Source organism: Arthrobacter sp. N199823 (genome assembly GCF_002929705.1).
Taxonomy (GTDB): Bacteria; Actinomycetota; Actinomycetes; order Actinomycetales; family Micrococcaceae; genus Specibacter.
This window is the reverse complement of the sequence record NZ_PJIN01000001.1, coordinates 389,623-412,790: the sequence shown is the minus strand read 5'-3', so window position 1 is coordinate 412,790 and position 23,168 is coordinate 389,623. Positions and strand designations below refer to the sequence as shown.

The 23,168-nt window shown below is 61.4% G+C and carries 21 protein-coding genes; 10 read left to right on the top strand and 11 right to left on the bottom strand.

Translation table 11 applies throughout. The features are described 5' to 3' along the window. The first annotated feature begins 146 nt into the window (after positions 1-146). The 4 genes from CXQ93_RS01825 (at position 147) to CXQ93_RS01810 (ending at position 4,971) form a co-directional block, all read left to right on the top strand. The gene (locus CXQ93_RS01825; protein ID WP_104108768.1) at positions 147-1,577 is read left to right on the top strand and encodes a class II fumarate hydratase; all 1,431 of its coding nucleotides are present in this window, start codon (positions 147-149) and stop codon (positions 1,575-1,577) included. Positions 1,578-1,986: 409 nt separating this feature from the next. Next, complete coding sequence (locus tag CXQ93_RS01820) at positions 1,987-2,628, top strand: TetR/AcrR family transcriptional regulator (RefSeq protein ID WP_256939705.1); 642 nt, start codon at positions 1,987-1,989, stop codon at positions 2,626-2,628. Next, entirely contained in the window at positions 2,625-4,304 is a 1,680-nt protein-coding gene (locus CXQ93_RS01815; protein WP_104108767.1) for an MDR family MFS transporter, read from the top strand. The genes CXQ93_RS01820 and CXQ93_RS01815 overlap by 4 nt, the downstream gene beginning before the upstream one ends. A gap of 286 nt (positions 4,305-4,590) precedes the next feature. After that, positions 4,591-4,971 (top strand): hypothetical protein, encoded by a 381-nt coding sequence (locus tag CXQ93_RS01810; RefSeq protein ID WP_104108766.1) that lies wholly within the window; start codon positions 4,591-4,593, stop codon positions 4,969-4,971. Here the strand turns inward: CXQ93_RS01810 and CXQ93_RS01805 are convergent. Together CXQ93_RS01805 and CXQ93_RS01800 are read right to left on the bottom strand one after the other, a co-directional pair. Beyond that, positions 4,943-5,413, bottom strand: coding sequence for an NUDIX domain-containing protein (locus CXQ93_RS01805; protein ID WP_104108765.1), 471 nt, complete (start codon positions 5,411-5,413; stop codon positions 4,943-4,945). The two genes, CXQ93_RS01810 and CXQ93_RS01805, sit on opposite strands and share 29 nt — an antisense overlap. A gap of 205 nt (positions 5,414-5,618) precedes the next feature. Then, on the bottom strand, positions 5,619-7,172 hold the full coding sequence (locus tag CXQ93_RS01800) for a CitMHS family transporter (RefSeq protein WP_104108764.1): 1,554 nt from the start codon (positions 7,170-7,172) through the stop codon (positions 5,619-5,621). Positions 7,173-7,358: 186 nt separating this feature from the next. On the opposite strand from CXQ93_RS01800, the gene CXQ93_RS01795 reads away from it, so the two are divergent. Beyond that, the gene (locus tag CXQ93_RS01795) at positions 7,359-9,209 is read left to right on the top strand and encodes a sensor histidine kinase (RefSeq protein WP_258068523.1); all 1,851 of its coding nucleotides are present in this window, start codon (positions 7,359-7,361) and stop codon (positions 9,207-9,209) included. Beyond that, positions 9,206-9,868, top strand: a complete 663-nt coding sequence (locus tag CXQ93_RS01790; protein WP_104108763.1) for a response regulator — start codon at positions 9,206-9,208, stop codon at positions 9,866-9,868. Before CXQ93_RS01795 ends, CXQ93_RS01790 begins: the two co-directional genes overlap by 4 nt. A gap of 25 nt (positions 9,869-9,893) precedes the next feature. On the opposite strand, the gene CXQ93_RS01785 is transcribed toward CXQ93_RS01790, so the two are convergent. Beyond that, positions 9,894-10,403 carry an A24 family peptidase gene (locus CXQ93_RS01785; protein WP_104108762.1) on the bottom strand — a complete coding sequence of 170 codons (510 nt, stop codon included), beginning with the start codon at positions 10,401-10,403 and terminating at the stop codon, positions 9,894-9,896. A 68-nt stretch (positions 10,404-10,471) separates the two neighbouring features. Here CXQ93_RS01785 and CXQ93_RS01780 point away from each other — a divergent pair, with 68 nt between their 5' ends. Further along, positions 10,472-11,329 (top strand): hypothetical protein, encoded by an 858-nt coding sequence (locus tag CXQ93_RS01780; RefSeq protein WP_104108761.1) that lies wholly within the window; start codon positions 10,472-10,474, stop codon positions 11,327-11,329. Positions 11,330-11,425: 96 nt separating this feature from the next. Here the strand turns inward: CXQ93_RS01780 and CXQ93_RS01775 are convergent, their stop codons facing one another. The 3 genes from CXQ93_RS01775 to CXQ93_RS01765 all read right to left on the bottom strand — a co-directional run bounded on the left by CXQ93_RS01775 (position 11,426) and on the right by CXQ93_RS01765 (position 14,408). Next, positions 11,426-12,757 carry a PhoH family protein gene (locus CXQ93_RS01775; RefSeq protein WP_104109164.1) on the bottom strand — a complete coding sequence of 444 codons (1,332 nt, stop codon included), beginning with the start codon at positions 12,755-12,757 and terminating at the stop codon, positions 11,426-11,428. A 203-nt stretch (positions 12,758-12,960) separates the two neighbouring features. After that, positions 12,961-13,635: a YoaK family protein gene (locus tag CXQ93_RS01770; RefSeq protein ID WP_104108760.1), complete on the bottom strand. Its 675-nt coding sequence runs from the start codon at positions 13,633-13,635 to the stop codon at positions 12,961-12,963. Between the two features lie 11 nt (positions 13,636-13,646). After that, positions 13,647-14,408 (bottom strand): isoprenyl transferase, encoded by a 762-nt coding sequence (locus CXQ93_RS01765; protein ID WP_104108759.1) that lies wholly within the window; start codon positions 14,406-14,408, stop codon positions 13,647-13,649. A 178-nt stretch (positions 14,409-14,586) separates the two neighbouring features. Here CXQ93_RS01765 and CXQ93_RS01760 point away from each other — a divergent pair, with 178 nt between their 5' ends. Next, positions 14,587-15,234, top strand: a complete 648-nt coding sequence (locus tag CXQ93_RS01760; protein WP_104108758.1) for a hemolysin III family protein — start codon at positions 14,587-14,589, stop codon at positions 15,232-15,234. 4 nt (positions 15,235-15,238) lie between these two features. Here CXQ93_RS01760 and CXQ93_RS01755 read toward each other — a convergent pair whose 3' ends face one another. The 3 genes from CXQ93_RS01755 to mca are packed head-to-tail and all read right to left on the bottom strand — an operon-like array spanning position 15,239 to position 18,955. Continuing rightward, positions 15,239-17,494, bottom strand: a complete 2,256-nt coding sequence (locus tag CXQ93_RS01755; protein ID WP_104108757.1) for a thioredoxin domain-containing protein — start codon at positions 17,492-17,494, stop codon at positions 15,239-15,241. A 9-nt stretch (positions 17,495-17,503) separates the two neighbouring features. Further along, entirely contained in the window at positions 17,504-17,989 is a 486-nt protein-coding gene (locus tag CXQ93_RS21235; protein ID WP_104108756.1) for a hypothetical protein, read from the bottom strand. Between the two features lie 57 nt (positions 17,990-18,046). Continuing rightward, entirely contained in the window at positions 18,047-18,955 is a 909-nt protein-coding gene (mca, locus tag CXQ93_RS01745) for a mycothiol conjugate amidase Mca (protein ID WP_104108755.1), read from the bottom strand. Between the two features lie 217 nt (positions 18,956-19,172). Between mca and CXQ93_RS01740 the strand changes: the two genes are divergently transcribed. Both CXQ93_RS01740 and greA read left to right on the top strand, forming a co-directional pair. Beyond that, on the top strand, positions 19,173-19,538 hold the full coding sequence (locus CXQ93_RS01740) for a DUF4307 domain-containing protein (protein WP_258068522.1): 366 nt from the start codon (positions 19,173-19,175) through the stop codon (positions 19,536-19,538). A 196-nt stretch (positions 19,539-19,734) separates the two neighbouring features. After that, a complete protein-coding gene (gene greA / locus CXQ93_RS01735) occupies positions 19,735-20,226 on the top strand; it encodes a transcription elongation factor GreA (RefSeq protein ID WP_104108754.1) in 492 nt (163 codons plus the stop codon). Between the two features lie 80 nt (positions 20,227-20,306). Here the strand turns inward: greA and CXQ93_RS01730 are convergent, their stop codons facing one another. Next, on the bottom strand, positions 20,307-21,635 hold the full coding sequence (locus tag CXQ93_RS01730; protein WP_104108753.1) for an LPXTG cell wall anchor domain-containing protein: 1,329 nt from the start codon (positions 21,633-21,635) through the stop codon (positions 20,307-20,309). A gap of 219 nt (positions 21,636-21,854) precedes the next feature. After that, a complete protein-coding gene (gene ilvA, locus CXQ93_RS01725) occupies positions 21,855-23,093 on the bottom strand; it encodes a threonine ammonia-lyase (protein WP_104108752.1) in 1,239 nt (412 codons plus the stop codon). Between the last annotated feature and the right edge of the window lie 75 nt (positions 23,094-23,168).

The following is a 23,168-nucleotide window of genomic DNA, read 5'->3' as shown; positions in this document are numbered from 1 at the left end:
CTTGGCGGAAGGCCCGACGGCGGAACTTAGCTTCCGCCGTCGGGCCTTCTTTGCGTGTGGCGAAGCAGGCGCGGCACGCAACGGTTCGTGGCCATCATGGTTGCCCTGATTTTCGGCTGCGGGCGCCTCGGCGATATGGTGTAGGCATGACTGATACTGCCGCGGCTAACGCACAAGAATTCCGTATTGAACATGACACCATGGGCGAGGTCCGGGTTCCGGTCAACGCTCTCTACAGCGCCCAGACTCAGCGCGCCGTGGAAAACTTCCCGATTTCTGGCATGACATTGGAGTCTGCCCACATCGCTGCACTGGCGCGCATCAAGAAGGCCGCCGCCACCACTAACGCCGAACTGGGTGTCCTGGACGCCGAATTGGCACGCGCCATCGAGGCCGCCGCCGACCAGGTTGCTGCAGGCAACTTTGACGGCGACTTCCCGATCGACGTTTTCCAGACAGGTTCCGGAACGTCCTCCAACATGAACATGAATGAGGTCCTAGCGACCTTGGCCAACAAGGCGCTGGCTGCTGCAGGTTCCGAGAAGAGCGTTCACCCCAACGACCACGTCAATGCCTCACAGTCCTCCAACGACGTGTTCCCCACCTCGGTTCACGTTGCCGCAACCTCCGCGTTGATCAATGACCTGATCCCGGCGTTGGCGTACTTGGCCGAATCACTGGAGCGCAAGGCTGAAGAGTTCAAGGACATCGTGAAGTCCGGCCGCACCCACTTGATGGATGCCACCCCGGTCACGCTCGGCCAGGAATTCGGCGGCTACGCAGCGCAGATCCGCTACGGCATTGAGCGCGTGGAGTCCTCCCTGCCCCGCGTTGCCGAAGTTCCCCTGGGCGGCACCGCCGTGGGTACCGGCATCAACACCCCGGCAGGCTTCCCGCAGCGCGTCATCGCCCTGCTGGCACAGGACACCGGCTTGCCGCTGACCGAAGCACGCAACCACTTCGAGGCACAGGCCAACCGCGACGGTCTCATCGAGGCATCCGGCCAGCTGCGCAACATCGCCTACTCCATCATGAAGATCAACAACGATCTTCGCTGGATGGGTTCAGGCCCCAACACCGGCCTGGGCGAAATCTCCATCCCCGATCTGCAGCCGGGCTCCTCCATCATGCCCGGCAAGGTCAACCCGGTCATCTCCGAAGCCGCCATCATGGTTGCCGCTCAGGTTATCGGCAACGACACCACGATTGCTCTGTCCTCCACCAACGGCGCCTTCGAGCTGAACGTCGGCATCCCGGTCATGGCATCGAACCTGCTGCAGTCCATCCGCCTGCTGACCAACACCTCACGCATCATGGCCGACAAAATGATTGACGGCCTCGAAGCCAACGTGGAGCGCGCACGCTTCCTGGCCGAGGCTTCACCGTCCATCGTGACGCCGCTGAACAAGTACATCGGCTACGAAAACGCTGCCAAGATCGCCAAGCACGCCATCAAGGAAGGTCTCACCATCCGCGAGACCGTTCTGGCACTGGGCTTTGTTGAGCGCGGCGAGCTGACCACGGAGCAGTTGGATCAGGGCCTGGACGTCATGGCCATGACCCGCGCCCCGAAGTAGGCCCCACGCCCTCCCTAACTTGCAGCCGCTGGCGCGTCTGTAGTTAGGGGCCCTCGGGCGCGTGGGCCCAACGGGGCTTTTCATCCTGGGCGGGGCCCAGCGTGACTTGTCATCGCGAGGCATTCCGGCTCCCCCGCTCGCAAGTACCTCGGCGGGAGGTCACCTTTTTCACAAGGTGACCTCCCGCCGTCGTACTTTAAGCGGATGAGCGTTCTGTGGGGACTCAGGGGGTAGCTATTACCATTCGCTCCCGGCAGGCCATAGGCAAAAGGTAATAGCTACCCCCTGAGTAACCCGAGTATCGTGTGAGCAAGCTCACCATGAGAACATTTTGCACTTTTACTAGAATAGTGCAAACTTGTACTTTGTGACTGAAAGTGCAAAACCTCAACACTGCCAAACTCAGGGATTGCGCGCCCGAAAGCGGGAGGCAACCCGATCGGCCATCACGGCCCGGGCGAGGGCGCTGACTGCCCAAGACGGACTCAATGGCTTCACCATCGAGCAACTGTGCGAGGACGTTGGAGTGTCCCGACGGACCTTCTTCAACTACTTCCCCTCCAAGGAAGATGCCATCATTGGCCACTTGCTGGATGAATTTCCTGCAGAGGCAATGGCAGAGTTTTTGGCCGGTGCGGCTTCCAGCACCGGCGTGGAGCGGGGCCCCAACGGTCTGAGCACCACGCTGTTGCGTGATCTTTTCCGGCTAACCTGCGCGATGGTAAGGGAGCTGAACTTCACGCGCGAGCAAATTAACCTGCTCATGGCGGCCATGAAAATGGAGCCACAGCTCATGATGAAAATCATGGGTGGAGCTCACGAGCGGGAACGGGATTTTGCGCTCCTCATCGCCCAACGTGAACAACTTTCGCCGGATGAGCCGGTCATCGCCATCACGTCCGCGCTCTTTGGGAGCTGCTCTCACCGTTCCAGCCAGGTCTTCTTTTCCGAAGAGAACACCGTCCCCTACGAGGAGCTGCTGCGAGAAAATCTCCTAGCGGCCCAACAACTATTCACCTTTTCACTTTTGACCTTTGAGGGGACTCCATGAGTACCGCTTTGAAAGCAGGGCAACCGCTCCTGCTGACCCAGAAAAGAATCTGGATCATTTTCTCCGCGCTCATTGCCGGAATGCTGCTCTCCAGCCTGGACCAGACCATTGTCTCCACCGCCATGCCCACCATTGTGGGCAAGCTGGGCGGTGTGGAGCACCAGACATGGATCACCACCGCTTACCTGTTGGCCACCACCATCGTGATGCCTATTTATGGCAAATTGGGTGACATCCTGGGGCGTCGAAACCTGTTCCTGGCGGCCATTGCCATCTTCACCCTCGCCTCGATTGGCTGCGCCTTCGCCACCGATTTCTGGGGCTTCGTGATCTTCCGCGCCATGCAGGGTCTCGGTGGCGGTGGCTTGATGATTCTCTCGCAGGCCATCATCGCTGACATTGTGCCCGCCAACGAGCGCGGCAAGTACATGGGCCCGCTCGGTGCCATCTTCGGCCTCTCCGCTGTTGCCGGTCCTCTCTTGGGTGGCTACTTTGTAGACCACCTGACGTGGGAATGGGCCTTCTACATCAACATCCCGATCGGCATTGCTGCCTTCATCGTGGCGTTCTTCGCGCTGACCTTGCCGTCCAAGAAGGCCACCCAAAAGATTGACTTCATGGGTGTGGTGTTCTTGTCCATCGCCACCACGTGCTTGATCTTCTTCACGGACTTCGGCGGCAAGGCCGACGGCTGGACCTCTCTCACCACGTGGACCTGGGGCGCCGGCATGATCGCCGCCATCGCCTTGTTCATTTTCACCGAGGCCCGCGCCGAGGACCCCATCATCCCGCTGTCACTGTTCAAGAACCCGATCTTCTTGAACTCCACAGCGATCGGATTTGTGCTGGGCATGGGCATGTTCGCCGCTATCGCCTTCGTGCCGACGTTCTTGCAAATGTCCACCGGCACCTCCGCCGCTGTCTCCGGGTTGTTGATGCTGCCCATGATGGTGGGCCTGATGGGAACCTCCATCTGGTCCGGTATCCGCATGTCCAAAACCGGCAAGTACAAGTCATTCCCGATCATTGGTTCGGTGCTGACCATCATCGCCATGCTCTGGCTGACCACACTGTCCGCCGAAACCGCCATCTGGGTCATTTGCGCGCAGTTGTTCGTTTTCGGCGCCGGGCTTGGCTTCATCATGCAAATTGTTGTCATCGTGGTGCAGAACTCCGTGCCGGCCGCCCAGCTGGGCACGGCCACCAGTACAAACAACTACTTCCGTGAGGTCGGTTCGGCGCTGGGTGTTGCCGTCTTCGGTGCCATGTTCACCACCCGCCTGGCCCAGTCGCTGACCGAGGTCTTCGCCGCTGGCGGCGCTTCGCCGGAAGACGCAGGCAATGCCATGTCGACCCTTGACCCGCAGCAGCTCCACAAGCTCCCGCAGGCCATCCAGGACGGCATCATCAACGCCTACGCCGACTCCCTCGCTCCGGTGTTCTGGTACCTCATCCCGTTCATGGTGGTGGCGCTGATCCTAGCCGTCTTCATGAAGGTTATCCCGCTCTCCGACACCTCCGGCATGGTGGCTCGTGGCGAGGCCGTGGGCGGTGCCGAAGCTGAGCGTCTGGAGGCCGAGCGCGCCGCTGGTAGCTCGTCCGCTTCCGCCGCACAGGGCTCTGAAACGCTTCTCCTGACCCGAGATGCGCCGGGCGACACCCCGGACAAGCCGTAAGGTCATAGCAAAAGGCGCGTGCCGCCGTCGTACTTTGGAAGTACGACGGCGGCACGCGCTTTTTGTGGTTAACCCGCCATTTGCGCTCAGCAACGACTGGACGGTAGTTAGCCACCAAAGGGACGGTGTAACTACCGATCTCGGGGCTAACTCCCGTCCAGTTGTCAGGGACCGATGAGAGTACGCGGCTTACCCCACTCGCAGCGGCCTCCGCAAGCCCCTACGGCACGAGCACGCCACGAACGCCCTGTGCTTGACTCGGTTACTAGCCACTGAAGGGGATGCGATGGATTACGACACAGTTGAACTGCTGATCGGTGCAGTCTTGGCGCTGGTGCCAGTTGCTGCCCTGGTCGTCGCGGGGTTGTGGTGCCTGAAGGCGCCTGCCAAGCGAATGCCCTGGTTCTTCTTCCTGGGCCCAGTGGCTTCATTGATTTATAGCTGGACGGCCGGATCACTGGCACTGACTTTGTTTCCGCCACCCTATAACGCTTACTTTGACAGTGGACGCGGCTTGGATCTGCGTGGCCTGATCATCGTTTTCGGAGCCATGGCGGGCGGGGCTGCAGGAATCGTGACATCCATGGTCTTTTGCGCGCTGAACCTGATTCGGCAATGGAGCCGGTCACGAGCGGGTACTACCTCTCGAAGTATGGAACACCTGTGAAGGCCAGTGCGCGCTGAATGCAGGCGAGGTGGCCGGGGCGTAATGGTGGCAGATCGTCGATGGCGAACCAGTCCACGGCCAGGGATTCATCGTCGTTCACACGAGCGGTGCCACTGACATAGCGGCAGATGAACTCCACGTTCAGGAAGTCGCAAACATCGCCATTGGGGAACGTCACCGGGCCCACGGCGGTCACCCCCAGCAGGTGTTCGATCCGGGCCACAACAGCGGTTTCTTCAAAGATTTCACGCACGAGTCCCGGGCCCGGCTCCTCCCCCGGTTCCAGGATTCCGGTGATGAGCGCCCAACCACCGGTATCGGACCGCTCGCCGAGCAGGACGCGCCCTGCGTCGTCAAAAACTACGCCGCGTACGCCGGGGAGCCAGAGGGGGTCGTGAGCGATTTTCTTGCGGAGGTTGACGATGAAGTCCGGTGATCCCATGGAATCAGCCTAACCTGAGCCCAAGCGTTGGAAGCTGCGCTCCGTTAACCAGTAACCTTGCGTAACCAGCAACCATGCGCAGCTCCAGGAGTGGCGCCTGGTTGAGAGTTAACGGAGCGCAGGCGCAAAGTGGCCCGCTGCTGCCGGGGAACATCACGAGGGTCTCGTGATGTTCCCCGGCAGCAGCGGGCCACTTGGTGGAGTCCTAGCCGAAGGGGATGACGCCAATGCCAATGGCTACGCCCAGCATGACGAGGGAGACAACCAGGGCACGCCACAGCACCTTCTTGTGATGATCGCCCAGCTCAACACGCGAGAGCGAGACGAGCAGCAGGATCGCCGGCACCAAGGGGCTTTGCATGTGAACCGGCTGGCCGGCAATCGAGGCGCGGGCCATGGCTGCCGGATCAATGCCAAAGTGAGCGGCCGTTTCACTCAAGACGGGGAGGACACCGAAGTAGAAGGCGTCATTGCTCATGAAGAATGTCATCGGAATGCTCAGCAAGCCAGTGATAACGGCCATGTACGGACCCATCGAGGTGGGAATGACGCTGACCAACCAGGCTGCCATGGCATCGACCATGCCCGTTCCGCTAAGAACACCTGTCAGAACAGCAGCGGCCATGACCATTGAAACTACAGCGACAATACTGCCGGCGTGGGCGACCAGTGCCTTGGCCTGGTCCTTCATTTTCGGGAAGTTGACCACCAAGGCAATGGCAGAGCCCACCATGAATACGTACGGCAACGGCAGGATGTCCATAACCAGAACCACCATGAGCGTCACGGTCAGAACCAGGTTGAACCAGAAGAGCTTGGGCCGCAGTGTGTCACGGTTCGGATCAAGCTGGGAATCGGCCAGTGAGGTGTTGACCGAGTCCGCGTTCTGGTTGGCCACGGCCAGCACCTGCTCATCAAAACGGGTCTGCGCAGCGGAACGGGGCTTCACGGCGATCAACACGGCGGAAGAATCAGCTGAGCCAGCCAGCGCAGGGGTGAGGGATCCGCCCGAGGGGGTCCCGGCGTCGTGCGTGGAAGTGCCAGTGCCGGAGGTGGCAGTGCCACGCTTTCCGGAGGTGCCGCTGGTACCAGCGGCGTCCGGGGCGTCCAGTTTGTCGGCCTTGCCAACCCACAGGCTGCCGGCCAGAGCGAGGCGGCGGCGTTCGCGGACTCCCAGGTGCCAGGCGAAGAAGAAGATCACAATCATGCCCGCGATGAGGGACGGGATCATGGGGACGAAGACCTCGCTGGGCGAAACCTTCAGAGCTGCGGCGGCGCGGGCGGTGGGCCCACCCCACGGCAGGATGTTCATGGTGCCGTTGGCCAGACCGGCCACGCAGGTCAGGATGACAGGGCTCATGCCGAGGCGCAAGTAGATGGGCAGCATGGCCGCCGTGGTGAGGATGAAGGTGGTGGATCCGTCGCCATCGAGGGAAACCACTGCCGCCAGGACAGCTGTGCCGAGCACCACCTTCGCGGGGTCATTGCCCAGCGTGCGCAGGATCAGCTTCACCAGCGGGTCGAACAGGCCGACATCGATCATCATGCCGAAAAAGACAATGGCGAACATCAGCAATGCGGCTGTTGAGGTCAGACTCTTCATCGAATCCATGACCATGTCGCCAATGCCAAGCCCGGCGCCAGCAAACAGCCCGAAAATGGTTGGCACCACAATCAGGGCCACCACGGGCGTTAATTTCTTCGTCATGATCAGTGTCATGAACACCGCGATCATGGCGAATCCGAGGATTACCAACATTAGAACTCCTTTATATACCAGCCGCATCTTTGCGCTGACTTATAGAGACTAGAGTGGCCTGAGTCACTTCTTGGGTTAAGTTCACTTGCCCGAACTAGTGCCCATTGAGTACCTTTAACCCGTTAAGCCCACCGCCACCGACTCGCTGACCAAAAGTTGGACCTTTCTCCTGAAGGAGCCTTTGCAATGATGCAGGCCCGGACCCCGCGTATGCGCTTTGCCACGCGTGTGCTGGTGCTGCAGCTGGCTGTGGTCTCGGCCATTGTGATCATGACGGCCGGGACCTTCGCGGCGCTGATGTATCAGTGGCTCGGCGATCAGGCGGAGGAGCGGGCTCTGGCCGTGGCGCGCACCGTGGCTTCTTCGGAGGACGTGCGCCGCGAAACTGCCGCCCTAGCCGCCACGCCCAAGGACCAGCTGACCCCGAGTTTCCTGGCGGGCGGCCCTTTAGAGCAGGATGCGGGCGCAGCTCAGGAACGCACGGAGGCCTTGTTTGTAGTGATCACGGACGACGACGGCCTCCGCCTTGCGCATCCCAATCCGGCTCTGTTGGGCCAAAAGGTCTCCACGGACCCCTCTGTGGCTTTGTCTGGGGGCGAGGAGACGTCGCAGCAAAACGGGACCCTGGGGCGGTCGGCCCGGGCCAAGGTTCCCGTGTACGCCCCGGGATCATCGACGACTGTTGTGGGCGAGGTCAGTGTGGGTTTTTCCAGCGATGACATTGTTGCCGGCATGCTGCGCAGTATTGTGCCTGTGGCGCTGATTGCGGGGGTTTCCCTAGGATTGGGAGCTGTTGCCACAGTGGTGATGAGTTCACGTCTGCGCAAGCTCACATTGGGACTGGAACCGGAGGAAATCTCCGGGCTGGTGCAGGACCAGGAAGCCGTTCTGCGTGGCGTCGATGAAGGGGTCATTGGCCTCGCGAACAATGGCTCCATCACGGTATTCAACGACGGCGCCCGGCGGCTGCTGGCTCCCGACTCCACCAGGGATTACAGCGGACTCCCCCTCGCCGACAGCGGCTTGCCGGAGTTTCTCGCAGCGGCCACCGACGCCACACTCACAGCCGACGCGTCAGAATACGGCCCGTCCGAACACGTGGTGGGCGACAGGGTAGTCATCGTCACCTCCCGTGCTGTCCGGCTGAAGAACAATCACGAAGACGGGGCACTGGCACTGGGGCGCGTGATCATGGTCCGAGACAGAACCGAGGTGCAGGCCCTGACCCGTCAGCTGGATGCCGTCAACGCGCTGGGTACCGCGCTGCGAGCGCAACGTCACGAGTTCGCCAATCGGCTGCACACGGTGGCAGGCCTGCTGGACATTGACCGTGCCGCCGAGGCTCGCGATTACATTGGCGAGATCATGCAGAGCGGGCCACTGAGCTACCCGGCACAGGACCTGAGCCTGCTCAGCGACCCGTATCTGGAGGCCTTTCTTGGCGCCAAGAGCATCGAGGCCCATGAACGCGGGGTGGAGCTGCGGATTGGTGCCGCCACCCTCATCCGTGGCCACATCACGGATCCACAAGATGTCACAGCCATTCTGGGAAACCTTTTGGACAATGCCATCCGAGCAGCTGTTGCAGGAACGTCGCCTCACCAATGGGTGGAGGTTGAGGTGCTGGACGAACACACCCCGGCTGGGGGCACGTTGCATCTAGTGGTGGCTGATTCCGGGGACGGATTGCCGCTGGCCAGCCGCCGGGACCGGGACGGCGCGGAGCCCGACGGCGCCAGGGACGTTCCAGCGTCAACCGCCGCAGCTACCGGGGCCGCGCTAACAAACGAAGCCGCCGGGGCGGACGAGCTCATCTTCACTCCCGGCTACTCAACCGAATCCAACAGCGACCCGTCCACCAGTGATGCCATCACCGGCCAGGGGGTTGGCTTGGCTCTGGTCCGCCATCTGGCTCGCCGACGCGGTGGCGACGTGTGGGTTGCGGATGCTGGAACACCTCAATCTCATGGTGCCGTGTTCTGTGCCCGACTGCCCGGCGTGGTCGCTTTGACGCCTGTTTCCAAGGAGCAATCATGACCAGCACTCTTCGCGTCCTCATTGTCGAGGACGACTTTCATGTGGGCCGCCTGCACGCCGGGCTGGTGGACTCGGTGCCCGGATTCAGTGCCTTGGCCCCGGCGCCCACCGCCGCACACGGATTGAACGTCATTCATTCAGAGCGACCGGACCTGGTGCTGCTCGATGTGTACCTGCCGGATGCGTCGGGTCTGGATTTGTTGCGCACCATCGACGTGGACGCCATGATGCTCAGTGCCGCTTCCGATCCTGAAACGATGCGCACGGCACTTCGCCGCGGCGCACTGGCCTACCTCATCAAGCCCTTTTCCGCTCAGTTGCTCGAGTCCCGGCTGCGCGGCTATGCCCGCTACCGCCGACTGTTGTCCGAACCCGGCAATCTGAGCCAGGACAAGTTTGAAACGGCATGGCAAGCCCTCCATCCTCACGCCCCGACGGCCGGTCCCAAAGCGGCAACAGCCACCGAGACGGCAGTCTTGGCTGCGCTGGCCACCGGCAGTGACCAGTCGACGGCGGACATCGCGGCCACCGTCGGCATTTCCCGCACCACGGCGCAGCGGTATCTGTCCTCCTTGGCCGACGACGGAGCTGTCGCCATCTCCCTCCGTTACGGTGCCACCGGGCGGCCTGAGCACCGCTACAGCGTGTCGCCGCTCTAGCTTGCCTCCCTCACAGTCGGGTGCTTCACGCAGGCAGCGCCAGCATGGTGAGCCAAGCGCCAGCGGTCATCGCGGGGCCAAAAGGTATAGCGGATTGAGCTGTGCCCCGGCGGCTGGCAATGAGGACCACGCCCCACAATCCCCCTGCCACAAAGCCGGCGGCCACCCCGAACAGCACATGCTGCCAACTCAAAAATCCTAGGAACAGGCCCAAAACGCCTGCCCATTTCACATCACCAAACCCCATTCCGGCCGGATACACCGCCCACAGCAGCCAATACAACGCACCCATGGCGAGTGCGCCAGCCCCGGCTCGGAGAGCATACCCGGGCATCCCGCTCGCTATCGCGGCCGCTACTAACAGCGCCCCGGCAATGGGGTAGGCCGGCAACACGTAACGATTCGGGAGGGTGTGGGTTTTGATATCGATGATGCTCAGCACCACACTCAGCCACAGCAAATACACGCTAGCGGCGAGGGCACAAACGAGCGCCAGCGCATTGCTCTCCCCCAAATCCAGCAGCCGAGTCACCATAGCGTGATGCTACGCCATCGCTTCCCCGTTCGGGCCGGAATTCCTCAGCCCGGGGCTAAGCTGAGGTTATGAGCGCCTCCCCCTTCTCAGCAGATACTTTCAGGCACCTCGCCCGCTCCTCGCCGTGGCGTTGGCAGAGCCTTCGCTTCGAGCTGCACCGCAAGTTTCCCACAGCGTCCGACGGCGGCTCCGGGAATTCGTGGGTTCCGGCGGCTGGCGCTGTGGCTGGTTCTGCCAACATGGTTGGGCCGGGAAAGAGGACCCGAGCCGGGGGTGAATCAGCGGATCCCACCCTGTCGATGAATTGCTGGGTCCGCCGTCCAGGCGCCCTGCGGGTGGAAACCCTGGAGGGGAAGCTCTTGGCCAGCACCACTAAAATCAACGAGTCTAGGGACGCCCTTTTCATCAGCGGCAACCGGAAGCCGTGGCTATTGCCGCCGTCGTTGGTTAATCCTGTGAAGGACTCTGACGGATTCGTGGTCCGCCGTCCCGAAGCCCTGTACGGCGAACCTGCCTATGGCTCCGGCCGCACCGCCGCCGCATTGGACCCCGTGGAGCTCGCGGGTGAGCGGCCGGTGCCGTTGGAGGCACCCTTTGCCAATGTTGCTGAAATTGCTGACATTGCCATGCTCACCCATCACGGACGGGCCGCAGTGGAAGCGGTTCTGACGCCCAACTCCAGCTACCGGCCGGTATTTGCCGATGCCCCGCTGCTATTTCCGGGCCGCACTGCCGTCCGTATTGACCTTGAAACCGGGATTTGCGTGGCCTCCCAGTCCTTGGATGGGGAAACAGCCGGGGCCGGGCATTGGATGGTCCTGCTGGGCATTGACGAATACATGCTCGATGACCTCTTCGAGGAGGTCAGCATGGGCCTGACTGACGTCCGGGCTCACATTCCGTGGGATTTGGGACCCACGTCCTAATTCGAGGCTCTAAATCGAGGTGACACTTAACGTCGATGTTTTACTTCAACATCAACGTTAAGTGCCACCTCGAATTGCTCAGATGCTGCTAGCCGCTTAGATCTCGGCGCGTTCCAGCAGCTCCGTTACGAGGGCCGCGATGGGTGAGCGTTCGGAGCGAGTCAACGTCACGTGACCGAAGAGCGGGTTGCCCTTGAGTGTTTCAACCACAGCCACCACGCCGTCATGCCTGCCTACCCGGAGGTTGTCGCGCTGGGCCACGTCGTGGGTGAGGACAATCTTGGACCGCTGCCCAATGCGGCTCATGACTGTCAGCAGCACGTTCTTTTCCAGGGACTGCGCCTCATCGACAATGACGAAGGAATCGTGGAGCGAGCGTCCGCGAATATGGGTCAGTGGCAACACCTCCAGGAGCCCCCGTTCCATGATCTCCGCCATGAGCGTGTCTGACACCACGGAGCCGAGCGTGTCAAAAACCGCCTGCGCCCACGGGTTCATCTTCTCGCTCTCAGAGCCCGGCAGGTAACCGAGTTCCTGGCCACCCACGGCATAGAGCGGGCGGAACACCACTACCTTGCGGTGCTCGTTGCGCTCCAGCACGGCCTCAAGCCCGGCGCACAAGGCCAAGGCGCTTTTGCCCGTTCCTGCCCGGCCACCGAGGGAGACAATACCCACTTCCGGGTCCAGGAGCAGGTCAAGGGCCAGACGTTGTTCGGCGGAGCGCCCGTGCAGGCCAAAGACGTCCCGATCTCCACGCACCAAGCGGACCTGCTGATCGGAGCCGACGCGCCCCAGCGCTGATCCGCGGTTGCTGGTGATGACCAGTGACGTGTTGATGGGCAGCACGGCCGCTTCTGGAATGGGCACCGGCTCGTGGTTGTACAGGGCCGCCATCTCCGACTCGGTGGCATCCACCTCCTCAACACCTGTCCAGCCCGAATCCTGCACCAGCTCATTGCGGTATTCCTCCGCAGAAAGCCCCAGCGCAGAGGCCTTGACCCGCATGGGCACATCCTTGGACACCACTGTGACGCTGTGACCCTCGTTGGCCAGGTTCTTGGCTACGGCCAAGATTCGCGAATCGTTGTCCATCCCACGCATGCCGGAGGGAAGTACCTCAAGAGAAACGTGATTGAGCTCCACGCGGAGAGTCCCGCCGTCGTGCCCTATGGGAACGGGCGAAGCCAGGCCACCATGATCGGTGCGCAAATCATCCAGGAGCCGCAACGCCATGCGGGCAAAGTAGCCCAGCTCAGGGTCGTGGCGCTTGCCCTCCAGCTCGGAGACCACCACGATCGGCACCACCACTTCGTGTTCGGCGAAGCGGGTGATGGCGCGCGGGTCCGACAACAAAACTGAGGTGTCAATGACGTAGGTGCGCAAATCTGTCGCGGTGTTCTCACGCTCTGCATGCTGCTCAAGGTTCATGGTTTCGACCACGTTACGCTCCAGCCTCCGGACTCGCACACGTCCGGAATATTCTCGGTACGTCGGGCGGAGTTGCCCTCCGTTATGCACAAAACTACGCTGCTTGCCCCACTTGTGCAGGAGCCACGCCACAACGGCGGGTGAACGTTGCGCAACGCTTGGGCGAACGGTCAACGCAGGCCAACGGCACTTGCGGAACGGCGCTAAAGAACCACCCGAGTGGCTGGCGGACGCGGCGGATTGGTGTGTAGCCAGCCATTGAAAATCACGGCCAGCACCAGCACGGCAACCGCAATCCACAGCGCATTCATACTGAGCGCGAAGTAGGAAAATCCGCCAACAATGGACCCTGTGGTCAGCGAAAGCCACAGCACCAGATACCGCAGCCACAGCCGCCTTTCCCCGCCCGTGAGCGCGCTGGCAATGTTCTGCCCCATCTTCACCAGGGTCCCGGTCATATACGTCAGGCCGATGCTGACCTCGCCGTCGCGCTCGAAAATAACGTTTTCCGCACCCATCGCCAACGCCATGAAGGCCGGCGCAAGCCATCCTCCCAGCCCTACGTCAAAGAGTACGACGGCGGATACCAGTGCCGCTGTGACGTATAGCATCACCGCCATGCGCTTGCGGGACGGGACTAGCCAGCGCAGGATCGAGGCGCTCACCACGCCCACCAAAAAGACGGCCACTAGCCCAAAGGCAAGGATGAACCCCGTCCAGTTCCCTTCCGCCAACGCTGTGCCACCACGGGTGGAGTTTCCGCTCATGAAGGAGACAAAGTATCCGCCCAGATGAATGAACCCCACGGCATCAACAAATCCGGCAGCACTGGAGAGGATGGCGGCAAGGAGGATCTCGGAACGACGGTGGCTTCGCACGTCAGGGCAGCCTAACTGCCGAAGCGGCGGCTGCGACCTGCGTAGTCGCGTAGGGCTCGCAGGAAATCGATCTTCCTAAATGCTGGCCACAGTGCTTCGCAGAAGTAGAACTCGCTGTACGCGCTCTGCCACATGAGGAAGCCGGAGAGCCGCTGCTCCCCCGAAGTACGGATGACCAGGTCTGGATCGGGCTGTCCGCGGGTGTACAGGAATTTGGAGATGTCATCGACCGTGAGGCTGTCGGCAATTTCGGCTGTGGTGCGCCCGGCCGAGTCGGCGTCGTGCATCAGTTCACGGACGGCGTCCACAATTTCGCGCCGGCCGCCATAGCCAATGGCCATGTTGACGTGGATGCGTTCCTTCGCCGGGACTCGCGTGGTCAGCGAGGAGAGCCGGGCAGCCAGGTAATCGGGCAGAAGTTCGGGAGCTCCCATGGCGTGGACGCTGATGTCCGCATCGGCGTCGAGCAGGTCAAGGGTGTTGGCGATGATGCCCATGAGCTCGTCGAGCTCTTCCGGTGAGCGGCTCATATTGTCCGTGGAGAGCATGTACAGCGTGACCACTTTTATGCCGAGGTCCTGACACCAGCCCAGAAATTCCAGAATCTTATCAGCACCAGCCTGGTGGCCCTGGCTGGTGGGGGCGTTGAACTGTTTGGCCCAGCGGCGGTTGCCGTCCACCATGACGCCAATATGTCCGGGAACGCTGCTCAGGTCCAGGGACCGGGCGAGGCGCCGTTCATAAAAGTTGTAGAGAACCTTGGGCATCCGCATGGACGCGGTGGGCAACCGCATTTAAAGTGCACCGGACCTTTGCGAATTATGGCCCTGCGGCCGAACGAATCTTGCTAGCTCTAGGTTACCCGCACGTTCGCGGGAAAGCCGCCAAGCTGAAGCAAAACCATTACTACTGGCCGGTAACTTAATGGGTTCTCGGGGATAGGATGTGCTCATGAGCTCCCTTTCGGCAATGGAACACAAACCGTCGTGGCGCGGCTGGCTGCACGCTGGAATGGCACCTCTGGTGTTACTGGCAGGAGCCATTCTGGTGGCACTGGCCCCTAGTGCAGCCGCAAAATTTACCTGCGCCATTTACATCTTTACCGGCGTCCTGATGTTTGGCACTAGTGCCGTTTATCACCGAGGCAACTGGTCCCCAACGGCCAAGGCCACCCTCAAACGCTTGGACCACAGCAATATTATGCTGGTTATTGCCGGTTCCTACACCCCGCTTTCCTTCTTGATGCTGCCACGGCCCACCGCCACACTGTTGCTGTGGATGATTTGGATCGGCGCCGTGGCCGGAGTCCTATTCAGAGTTTTGTGGGTCCGGGCCCCACGCTGGCTCTACGTCCCCATTTACGTCCTACTGGGCATCACGGCATTGTTCTTCCTCCCGGAATTCTGGGCCGCCGGGACAGTGCCCACCATCCTGATCGGCGTAGGCGGGGTCATGTACATTGCCGGTGCCGTCATTTACGGGATCAAAAAACCCAACTTCAGCCACCGCCATTTCGGCTTCCACGAGCTGTTCCATGCCCTGACAGTGGCCGCGTTCGCCACCCACTTTGTGGCTGTGGTGCTGGTGGTCTTCGCCTGAGACCTCACGTCAGCAGCGCGAGCAATTCACTAGGCGTTGACACGGGCAGTGCACAGCTGAAGTTGCGGCACACAAAGGCCAGCGGCGTATGCGCACCACCTCGCCCAAGCAGTAGTGGCACCGGCGCTTCACCGCCTCCATCCCAGACCGCAATGACCATGCCGGGCACGGCCGACTCCCACGCCGTGCGCACCAACGCGGCCCGGTCTGTACCAGCGGGCCCCACAACCGCCAGTTCCACAGGACCTGCCGCTAAGGCCTCAACCACAGACAGCAATCCGCCGGCCGATCGAGGCGCCCGCCGGGCCAATTCGGGCACGCCAGCTACCATGGATTCGGCCAGTTTCCGATGGTGAGCCGAGCCCGTGTAGGCAGCCCAAGACGTGAAGGCTTGTGCAAGCAGGGCCACACCTGCCGCTGTCGCGTTGTCGAACGGGTCCGCAAACCGCGAGCCCTGCAACCCGGCCACCGACCCTCCGGATGCTGGCACACCACCCGCCGACTCGCCAGCCTCTGACTCTTCGGCCCGTGGCCCGCCGGATTCGGCGCGGTTGAGCACCACGCCGTCCGCGATGAAGTCCCGTTCAGCAGCGCCCACCAATTCACCGGCAAAATCAAACCAGCGGGTGTCCCCCGTGGCCGCATACAGTGTCAGATACCCGTTGGCGCAGGCGGCATAATCCTCCAACAATCCCTTGATGCCGCGTGCGTGGCCGTCATGGGACACCCTGGACAGCTGCCCGTCCCAGTGGACCTGCGCCAGATACTCACCAAGTTCGACGGCGGCCCTTAGCCACGCGGGCTCCTCCAAAACCATGGCTGCCTCGGCCAGCGCAGCCATGAGCATGGCGTTCCACGACGCCACCACTTTGTCATCACGGGCAGGCATTATGCGGTCCGCCCGGGCAGCCAGCAGGGCAGGCTTGAGCTGGTCGAAGGCGGCCTGTTCGGCATCAGTGAGCGCCCGCCCGGCATGCAGAGGATGGGAACCCACCGAAGCAACACCCAACATGGCTGCTACCTCCGCCGCCAGCTCCGAGTCCAGAGCCTCCGTTGCCGCCGCCGTATCCAGTTCGGCGCGAGTCCACCGGTAGCTGGCACCCTCGTGATGGAGCCCAGCAATGACGGTGTCAGCATCCAAGGAGGAGGCAAAGGCCCCGCCAGGAAGGCGCATTTCCTCCATCAACCAGGAAACCGTAGCTCGCACGGCGTCCTGAGCTTCCGCCACGCCCAAGGGTGCAACACTGGACGGCACATCGGACGGCACATCGGATGGCCCGTTGGGTGGGACGCTTCCCTCGACATGGCCAGCGTCGCGGCCTGCATCCGGGGCTCCACTACCGGCAAGCCGGATCCAGTGCACCAAGGCTTGCAGGAGCCCTGCGTTGTCGTACAGCATTTTCTCGTAGTGCGGCTCGGACCAATCGGCGCTGACGCTGTAGCGCGCAAATCCACCGCCTAGGCGGTCAAAAACGGCCGATCTCACCATGGCGCCCAGCGTCCGCCCCGTCATTCGATAGGCCAGATGCGCGCTCGGGGAAGCGGACGCCGCATGGCGCATCAAGAACTCCAGCGCGGGAGTTGGCGGGAATTTCGGGGCCTGTCCGAAGCCACCATGCACTGTGTCCTCGGCCTGCGCCATGGCGCTCACGGCAAGTTCGGCAGCCGCAGCCCACTCCGAGCCCGGCGCAGCGCCGCGCTCGGATTCGTGTTCAGTGCCAAGATCGACGGCGGGACTCATCACTGTTGCCCGAACCTGCCACAGCGGCTGGGAAAGGCTAGCGGCGAGATCGCTGGCAGTTTCTTCTACAAGGTCCCGGCGTTCTGTCCAGGCTTCCTGTACGGCGGCCAATACCTGGCGGAAGGATGGCTGGCCGGAGCGCGGCTCCGGAGCAAAATACGTGCCGGCATAGAAGGCCTTGCCTGCCGGAGTTAAAAAGACGCTCATGGGCCAGCCGCCCTGACCACTCAGGGCCTGAGTAGCCGCCATGTAGGCATCATCCACATCGGGACGTTCCTCGCGGTCCACCTTGATCGAGACAAAGTGCTGGTTCAGATAGGCGCCAATGGCAGGGTCTTCGAAGGACTCCCCCGCCATGACATGACACCAATGGCACGCGGCGTACCCCACGGAAAGAAAAATGGGGACATCGCGTGCCACGGCGTCGGCGAACGCAGCATCGTCAAAAGGCTGCCAATTCACCGGATTGTGTGCGTGCTGGCGAAGGTAAGCGCTTGGTTCCCCTGCCAGCCTGTTCATGCGTCGGCGCTACTTCTCGCCCTGCGTGGACGCAGATCCAGAAGCGGGGCCGGAAGCCGAGTCAGCCGCAGCACCAGCCTCGTCCAGCCCTTCTGTTGCGGCACCCGAGGCGGGGGTGTGCGCCGGAAGCCGCGTGCCGGCGTCGTGCTTCAACGTCTCAGGCGCAACGGCAGGATCAGCGCTAACCTGAGCGGGAGTGTCCCGGAAGCCGTTCTCGTAGCTGGCGCTCTTCATATCAGCCTCGGACATGATCGGGATGCCCATGTACTCGGTGGCGGTCCCGGAGCGATCATCCTCAACCTGTGCACGGTAGCGGACGCGACGGACGCGCTTGACCATGTCGCGGATCAAGAAAAACATGATCAGCACAATGCCGAAGGTCATGACAAAACCCAGCAGGCCCGGGGTCACTTGGTCTTCGGTCAGCCCCGGGCGCAGGCCAGGATCCCCGGGAGTGGCAGGGTCAGTGGCAGCAAGCAAAATCAGTGTGAGCACAATCCATCTTTCGTTTCATCCCCAAGCGGCAAAGTGTCAAGGGGATTCGTCCACTATCTATCGTAGGCCAGCAAACAGGTCGTTCTCTGGGAGTGTGGTGGGAACGCGTGAGTCAATGAGCGAATAGTCCTCCCACGGCCACACTTTGCGCTGCATGGGTGCGCTGACGGCGAAGAAGAAACCATCCGGATCCACTTGGGTGGCGTGGGCGCGCAAGGCATTGTCGCGGGTTTCAAAGTAGTCGCCGCAGTCAATTTGTGTGGTGGTGGGGTGCTTGCTGACAGGTGGGGTGTGCCCCTCGGTGTCGGCTTCGAGCCAGGCTGCAAGACGCTCGGCGTACGGGGAGGCCAAGCCGGCTTCTTCCAGGGCGAAGTGCAGGGCACGGAAGCGCTGGGGGTTGAATGCCAGATCGTAATACAGCTTGGCGGGCTCCCACGCCGGGCCCGTGCCCGGGTACTTTTGCGGATCCCCGGCAGCATTGAAGGCTTCCACGGCAACCTTGTGAGCCATGATGTGGTCAGGGTGCGGGTAACCACCATTTTCATCGTAGGCAACAATGACATGCGGGCGGAATCGGCGCACTAGCCGCACCAGGGGTGCTGCGGCAATTTCCAGTGGCTTCAGGGCAAAGCAGTTAGCCGGCAGTTCCGGCAAGGGATCCCCTTCAGGCAGGCCGGAGTCGGTGAAGCCTAGCCATTGGTGTTGGATGCCCAAGATCTTGGCGGCGTTGGCCATTTCCACGCGTCGGGCACCGCCCATGTCGCGGGCCGAGTGAGGATCGCCCACCAAGGCGGGGTTCTGGATATCTCCGCGTTCACCACCCGTGCAGGTAGCCACCATGACCTCAACGCCGGAAGCCACATAGGAGGCCATCATGGCTGAACCCTTGCTGGCTTCATCGTCCGGATGGGCGTGGACCGCCAAAAGACGCAGCGGTTCCACTTCTTGACTCACATTGCTGCTCACGGACACTACCTTCGATTCTTCGCTGACTTCGGGGACAAAACGGTGGGACAAAACTCGGGCTGAAATGAACGCTAAACTGGTTCTAGTCCAACGCCCCTTTTTCAAGGTGCGCCCGGCCGCGGCACTCGCGGAACAGACACAAGTGGATGCAGTGACAAATTCTGATTCTTCAGCAGCTACCAGCCTAACCAATCGTTACGGGTCTCCCAAGCGTAAGGTGACCAAAAAAACACGGAAGATCTTCATTATTGTGGCGATCGCCTTGGCCGTGGTGTGGGCACTTTGGGTCACTTTTGGTTCCAATGACGGAGTTACCCAAAAAGACATCAGCTACAAAGTGGTTGATTCGACCATGACTACAGTGGATTTCGCTGTGACCAAGTCACCGGATGCTACGGCCCGTTGTGCCGTCAAGGCCATGGACGAAAGCTTCGCGGTGGTGGGCTGGAAGGTGGTCACGATCGGCCCCAATGGTAAAGACGTCGGCGCTGAGAATGGCCGCACCACAACTAATCGTGCAGACCTGCGGACCGACACTCTGGCAGTGACCGGAATCGTCGAAAACTGCTGGATCGTGAAGTAAAAGTAACACTGGGCACCCCAATTCTTGGGTTTATCTGCCTTATTGACTAAACTGGAATCTATTACCATCTGCCCCGCTTGCTTGACCCTCTTCTTACGGCGCATGGTTTGTGCAACTTTGCTGTTGCGCAAGCATGAACGTGTTTGTTGGGATCAACACAGCGGGGCCTTTGCTTTGTACATTCAAGGAGAACCACGTGTCTACCACTAATAGTGCGCCTTCAGCATGGCTGACGCAGGAAGCCTACGACCGCCTGCAGGGTGAACTTACTCAGATGTCCGGCCCGGGCCGTGCAGAAATTGTGAGCAAAATTGAGCAGGCCCGTCAAGAGGGCGATTTGAAGGAAAACGGCGGCTACCACGCTGCCAAGGATGAGCAGGGCAAGATCGAAGCCCGCATTCGCCAGCTCAGCGAAATGCTCCGCAATGCCCGCGTGGGCGAAGCACCTGCCGACGACGGCATTGTGGAACAGGGCATGGTGGTAGTTGCCACCATTGCCGGCGATGAGACCACGTTCCTGTTGGGTAGCCGTGAAGTTGGCGCCGGAGACCTGGAAGTTTACAGCGAGCGTTCCGCCCTCGGTGAAGCCATCATGGGCTCCAAAGTGGGCGACAAGCTCAGCTATGTAGCTCCCAACGGCCGCGACATTGCCGTGGAGATCATCTCCGCCAAGCCTTACGTTGGCTAAGCGTTCTCATTAGAGCGTAAGAAGGGCCGGGTTTCCCAGTGGAACCCCGGCCCTTCTTTTGTCCAGTCTTTGTTGGATCTTTAGCCGTGCGTACGACGGCGGAACCTGGTCAGGAGCGAGGCGCCGCCGAGCAGGAGCAAGGCTCCTCCAACGACCGCCAGCCAGATGGTGCCAGTGGCACCAGTGGCAGCGAGCTGTTGGGTAGTCGCTGTCGACTTGGCCGTGGCCGGGCTGGTAGCTGTTGGTGCAGACGTCACGGTCTCAATTACCGCCGACCTGGTCGGACCCGGCGCGCTCGGGACCACACCATCAGCGTTGACGCTCACTTCGATCCCAGCACCGGTGATAATCGAGCCGTCCGACTTGCTGGTCTGTACCGGCGTCAGGGTATGCTTCCCGACGCTGAGAGCGGGGTTTGCGACACAGCTGAATGTCCCATCCCGGTCAGATTCGGCAGAGCACACTGTTTTGCCGTTGCCGTCTAAGATGGCCACGGTAGCGAAAACCCCCGCGGTTCCACTGATCTCCACGGCCCCAGCGACGACATCGTCGTTTATGGGACTAACAATGACAGGGGTGACTGCCACAGTGATGGTGAGCATGTCCCCCGCGATCTGTTGTTCGCGATTCTTAGAAATGGCAGGGAAAAAGTCCGCCGTGCCCACGAGGAACCGAAGCTTCGGGACGCAACTAAAGGTCCCGTCGTCTCTGACCACTGAGGAACAGACAGACAATCCGCTCCGGCCGCCAAGAATATCGATATCCACCCCCGGTTCACCGGTCCCAATAAATTCTGGCAGGTCCCCCACCGTGGAACCATCGGCCGGACTACTCAGCGTAGGCCGACCGGTGACAATGAAACTATAGGGACCAGTGACCACTACGGTTTCATCCCTGTTGATGACCTCCGCTGTGAGGCTCAGCGGACCCAGGCTCAAGGGCGCGTCAGGTACGCACTCAAACGTCCAGGTGTCATCAACCGTGACGGAGCACAGCGGGCGACCGTCGGAATAGAAGATGCTCACAACCTGGCCTGGGAAACCACCGCCAAAAAAACTTTGGTCAACCGTAATGACATCCCCGTCGGTGGGCCCCATGAAGGCTGGGAGCACATCGCCGGCAGGGAGGGTCGTTGCACCCTCCGTTGCGCTAGCGGTCTCTGCGGAGAGATCGGTGGAGGGGGTCGTTGCGCCCTCTGTTGCGCTAGCGGTCTCTGCGGAGAGATCGGTGGAGGGGGTCGTTGCACCCTCCGTTGCGCTAGCGGTCTCTGCGGAGAGATCGGTGGAGGGGGCTGCGAAGGCTGACACGCCGGACAGTCCAACCATGGCGACCATGGCGAGCGTTGCAGCGGCGCCCATCACTATGCGCTTGAAGCGCCGTTCATTACACACAAGACTGCCCATGGCCATGTCCCCCAATGTCCGTATCCAATTTCCAAGATTCCCAGTGGAATCTAGAAAAGTATCCACGAAAGGTCTGAAAAAGGGAACTCTATTTCAGAATCGGCTCTTTCAAGGGGCCCTCCGGAGGGAAACCGGCGGCTCTTCTGCGCACCGCCTGCAGGTCGTCAAAAGCGATGACCCACCGGCGGTGCTTACAAGAATTTGTGAGCCTGGGGGCGAAACTGCTTAGTGCACCACGATCGGCTGGAAGCCCTCGGCACGCAGCGCCGTCAGCACCAGTTCACAGTGTTCGTGTCCCTTGGTTTCAAGGTTCACGGTGATGGAGACATCACCCATGGAGATGGAACCACCCACGCGCGTGTGGTCCACTCCGGTGACGTTGGCATCGTTCTCGGCAATGATGCGCGAGATGGTGGCCAGCGAACCGGGGCGGTCGTTGAGCATGATGCGCACCGTCAGGAATCGTCCTGCCGCGGCCAGACCGCGCTGGATCACCTTGAGCATCAGCATCGGGTCAATGTTGCCGCCCGAAAGCACCACCACGGTGGTGCCGGGGTTCTCAATTTTGCCTTCCATCAGGGCCGCCACACCTACGGCGCCAGCGGGCTCCACCACCATCTTGGAGCGTTCCAGCAAGAAGATCAGCGCCCGGGCCAACGCGTCTTCGCTGACTGTCACAACATCGTCCACCAGCTCGCGAATGATGGAGAACGGCAGCTGCCCGGGGCGGCCCACGGCAATGCCATCGGCCATGGTGGAGACCTTCTTCAATGGAACCAATGCATCAGCCGCCAGCGAGGGCGGGTAGGCGGCAGCGTTCTCCGCCTGCACACCAATAACGCGGATTTCCCGGCCGAGCTCCTTGGCACGCGCCTTCACGGCAACCGACACACCAGCGAGCAGCCCGCCGCCGCCAACGCCCATGATGATGGTGTCCACGTTGGGAACCTGATCCATGATTTCCAGGCCAATGGTGCCCTGACCTGCCACCACATCAAGGTTGTTGTACGGATGCACGAACACGGCTCCGCTTTCGCTGGCATAGCGTTCGGCCTCGGCCAAGGATTCGTCAACGTTGTAACCGTGCAGCACCACCTCGGCACCATGGCCACGCGTGGCTGCCAGCTTGGGCAGGGCAACCCCCACCGGCATGAAAATCTTCGCCTTGATGCCCAGTGCCTTGGCTGCCACGGCAACACCCTGCGCATGGTTTCCGGCGGATGCCGCCACCACGCCCCGGGCGCGCTCTTCGGGCGAAAGTTTCGCCATCCGCACATAAGCACCGCGAACCTTGAACGAACCGGCGCGCTGCAAATTCTCGCACTTGAAGAAGACCTCCGAGCCCGTCATCCGCCCCAACGCCCGCGAACTCTCAATCGGCGTGAGGGCAATAATCTCCGCCAACAAGTCCCGTGCCTCTTCTATATCTGCAAGGGTGACGGGGAGATCGCTGGTTGCGTTCACGGTTCGTGCCTCTTTCTTTTCAGTGCTGTTCTATTGCATGTGCGTGGCCGGGATCGGCCAAAATTGTGGGCGCAG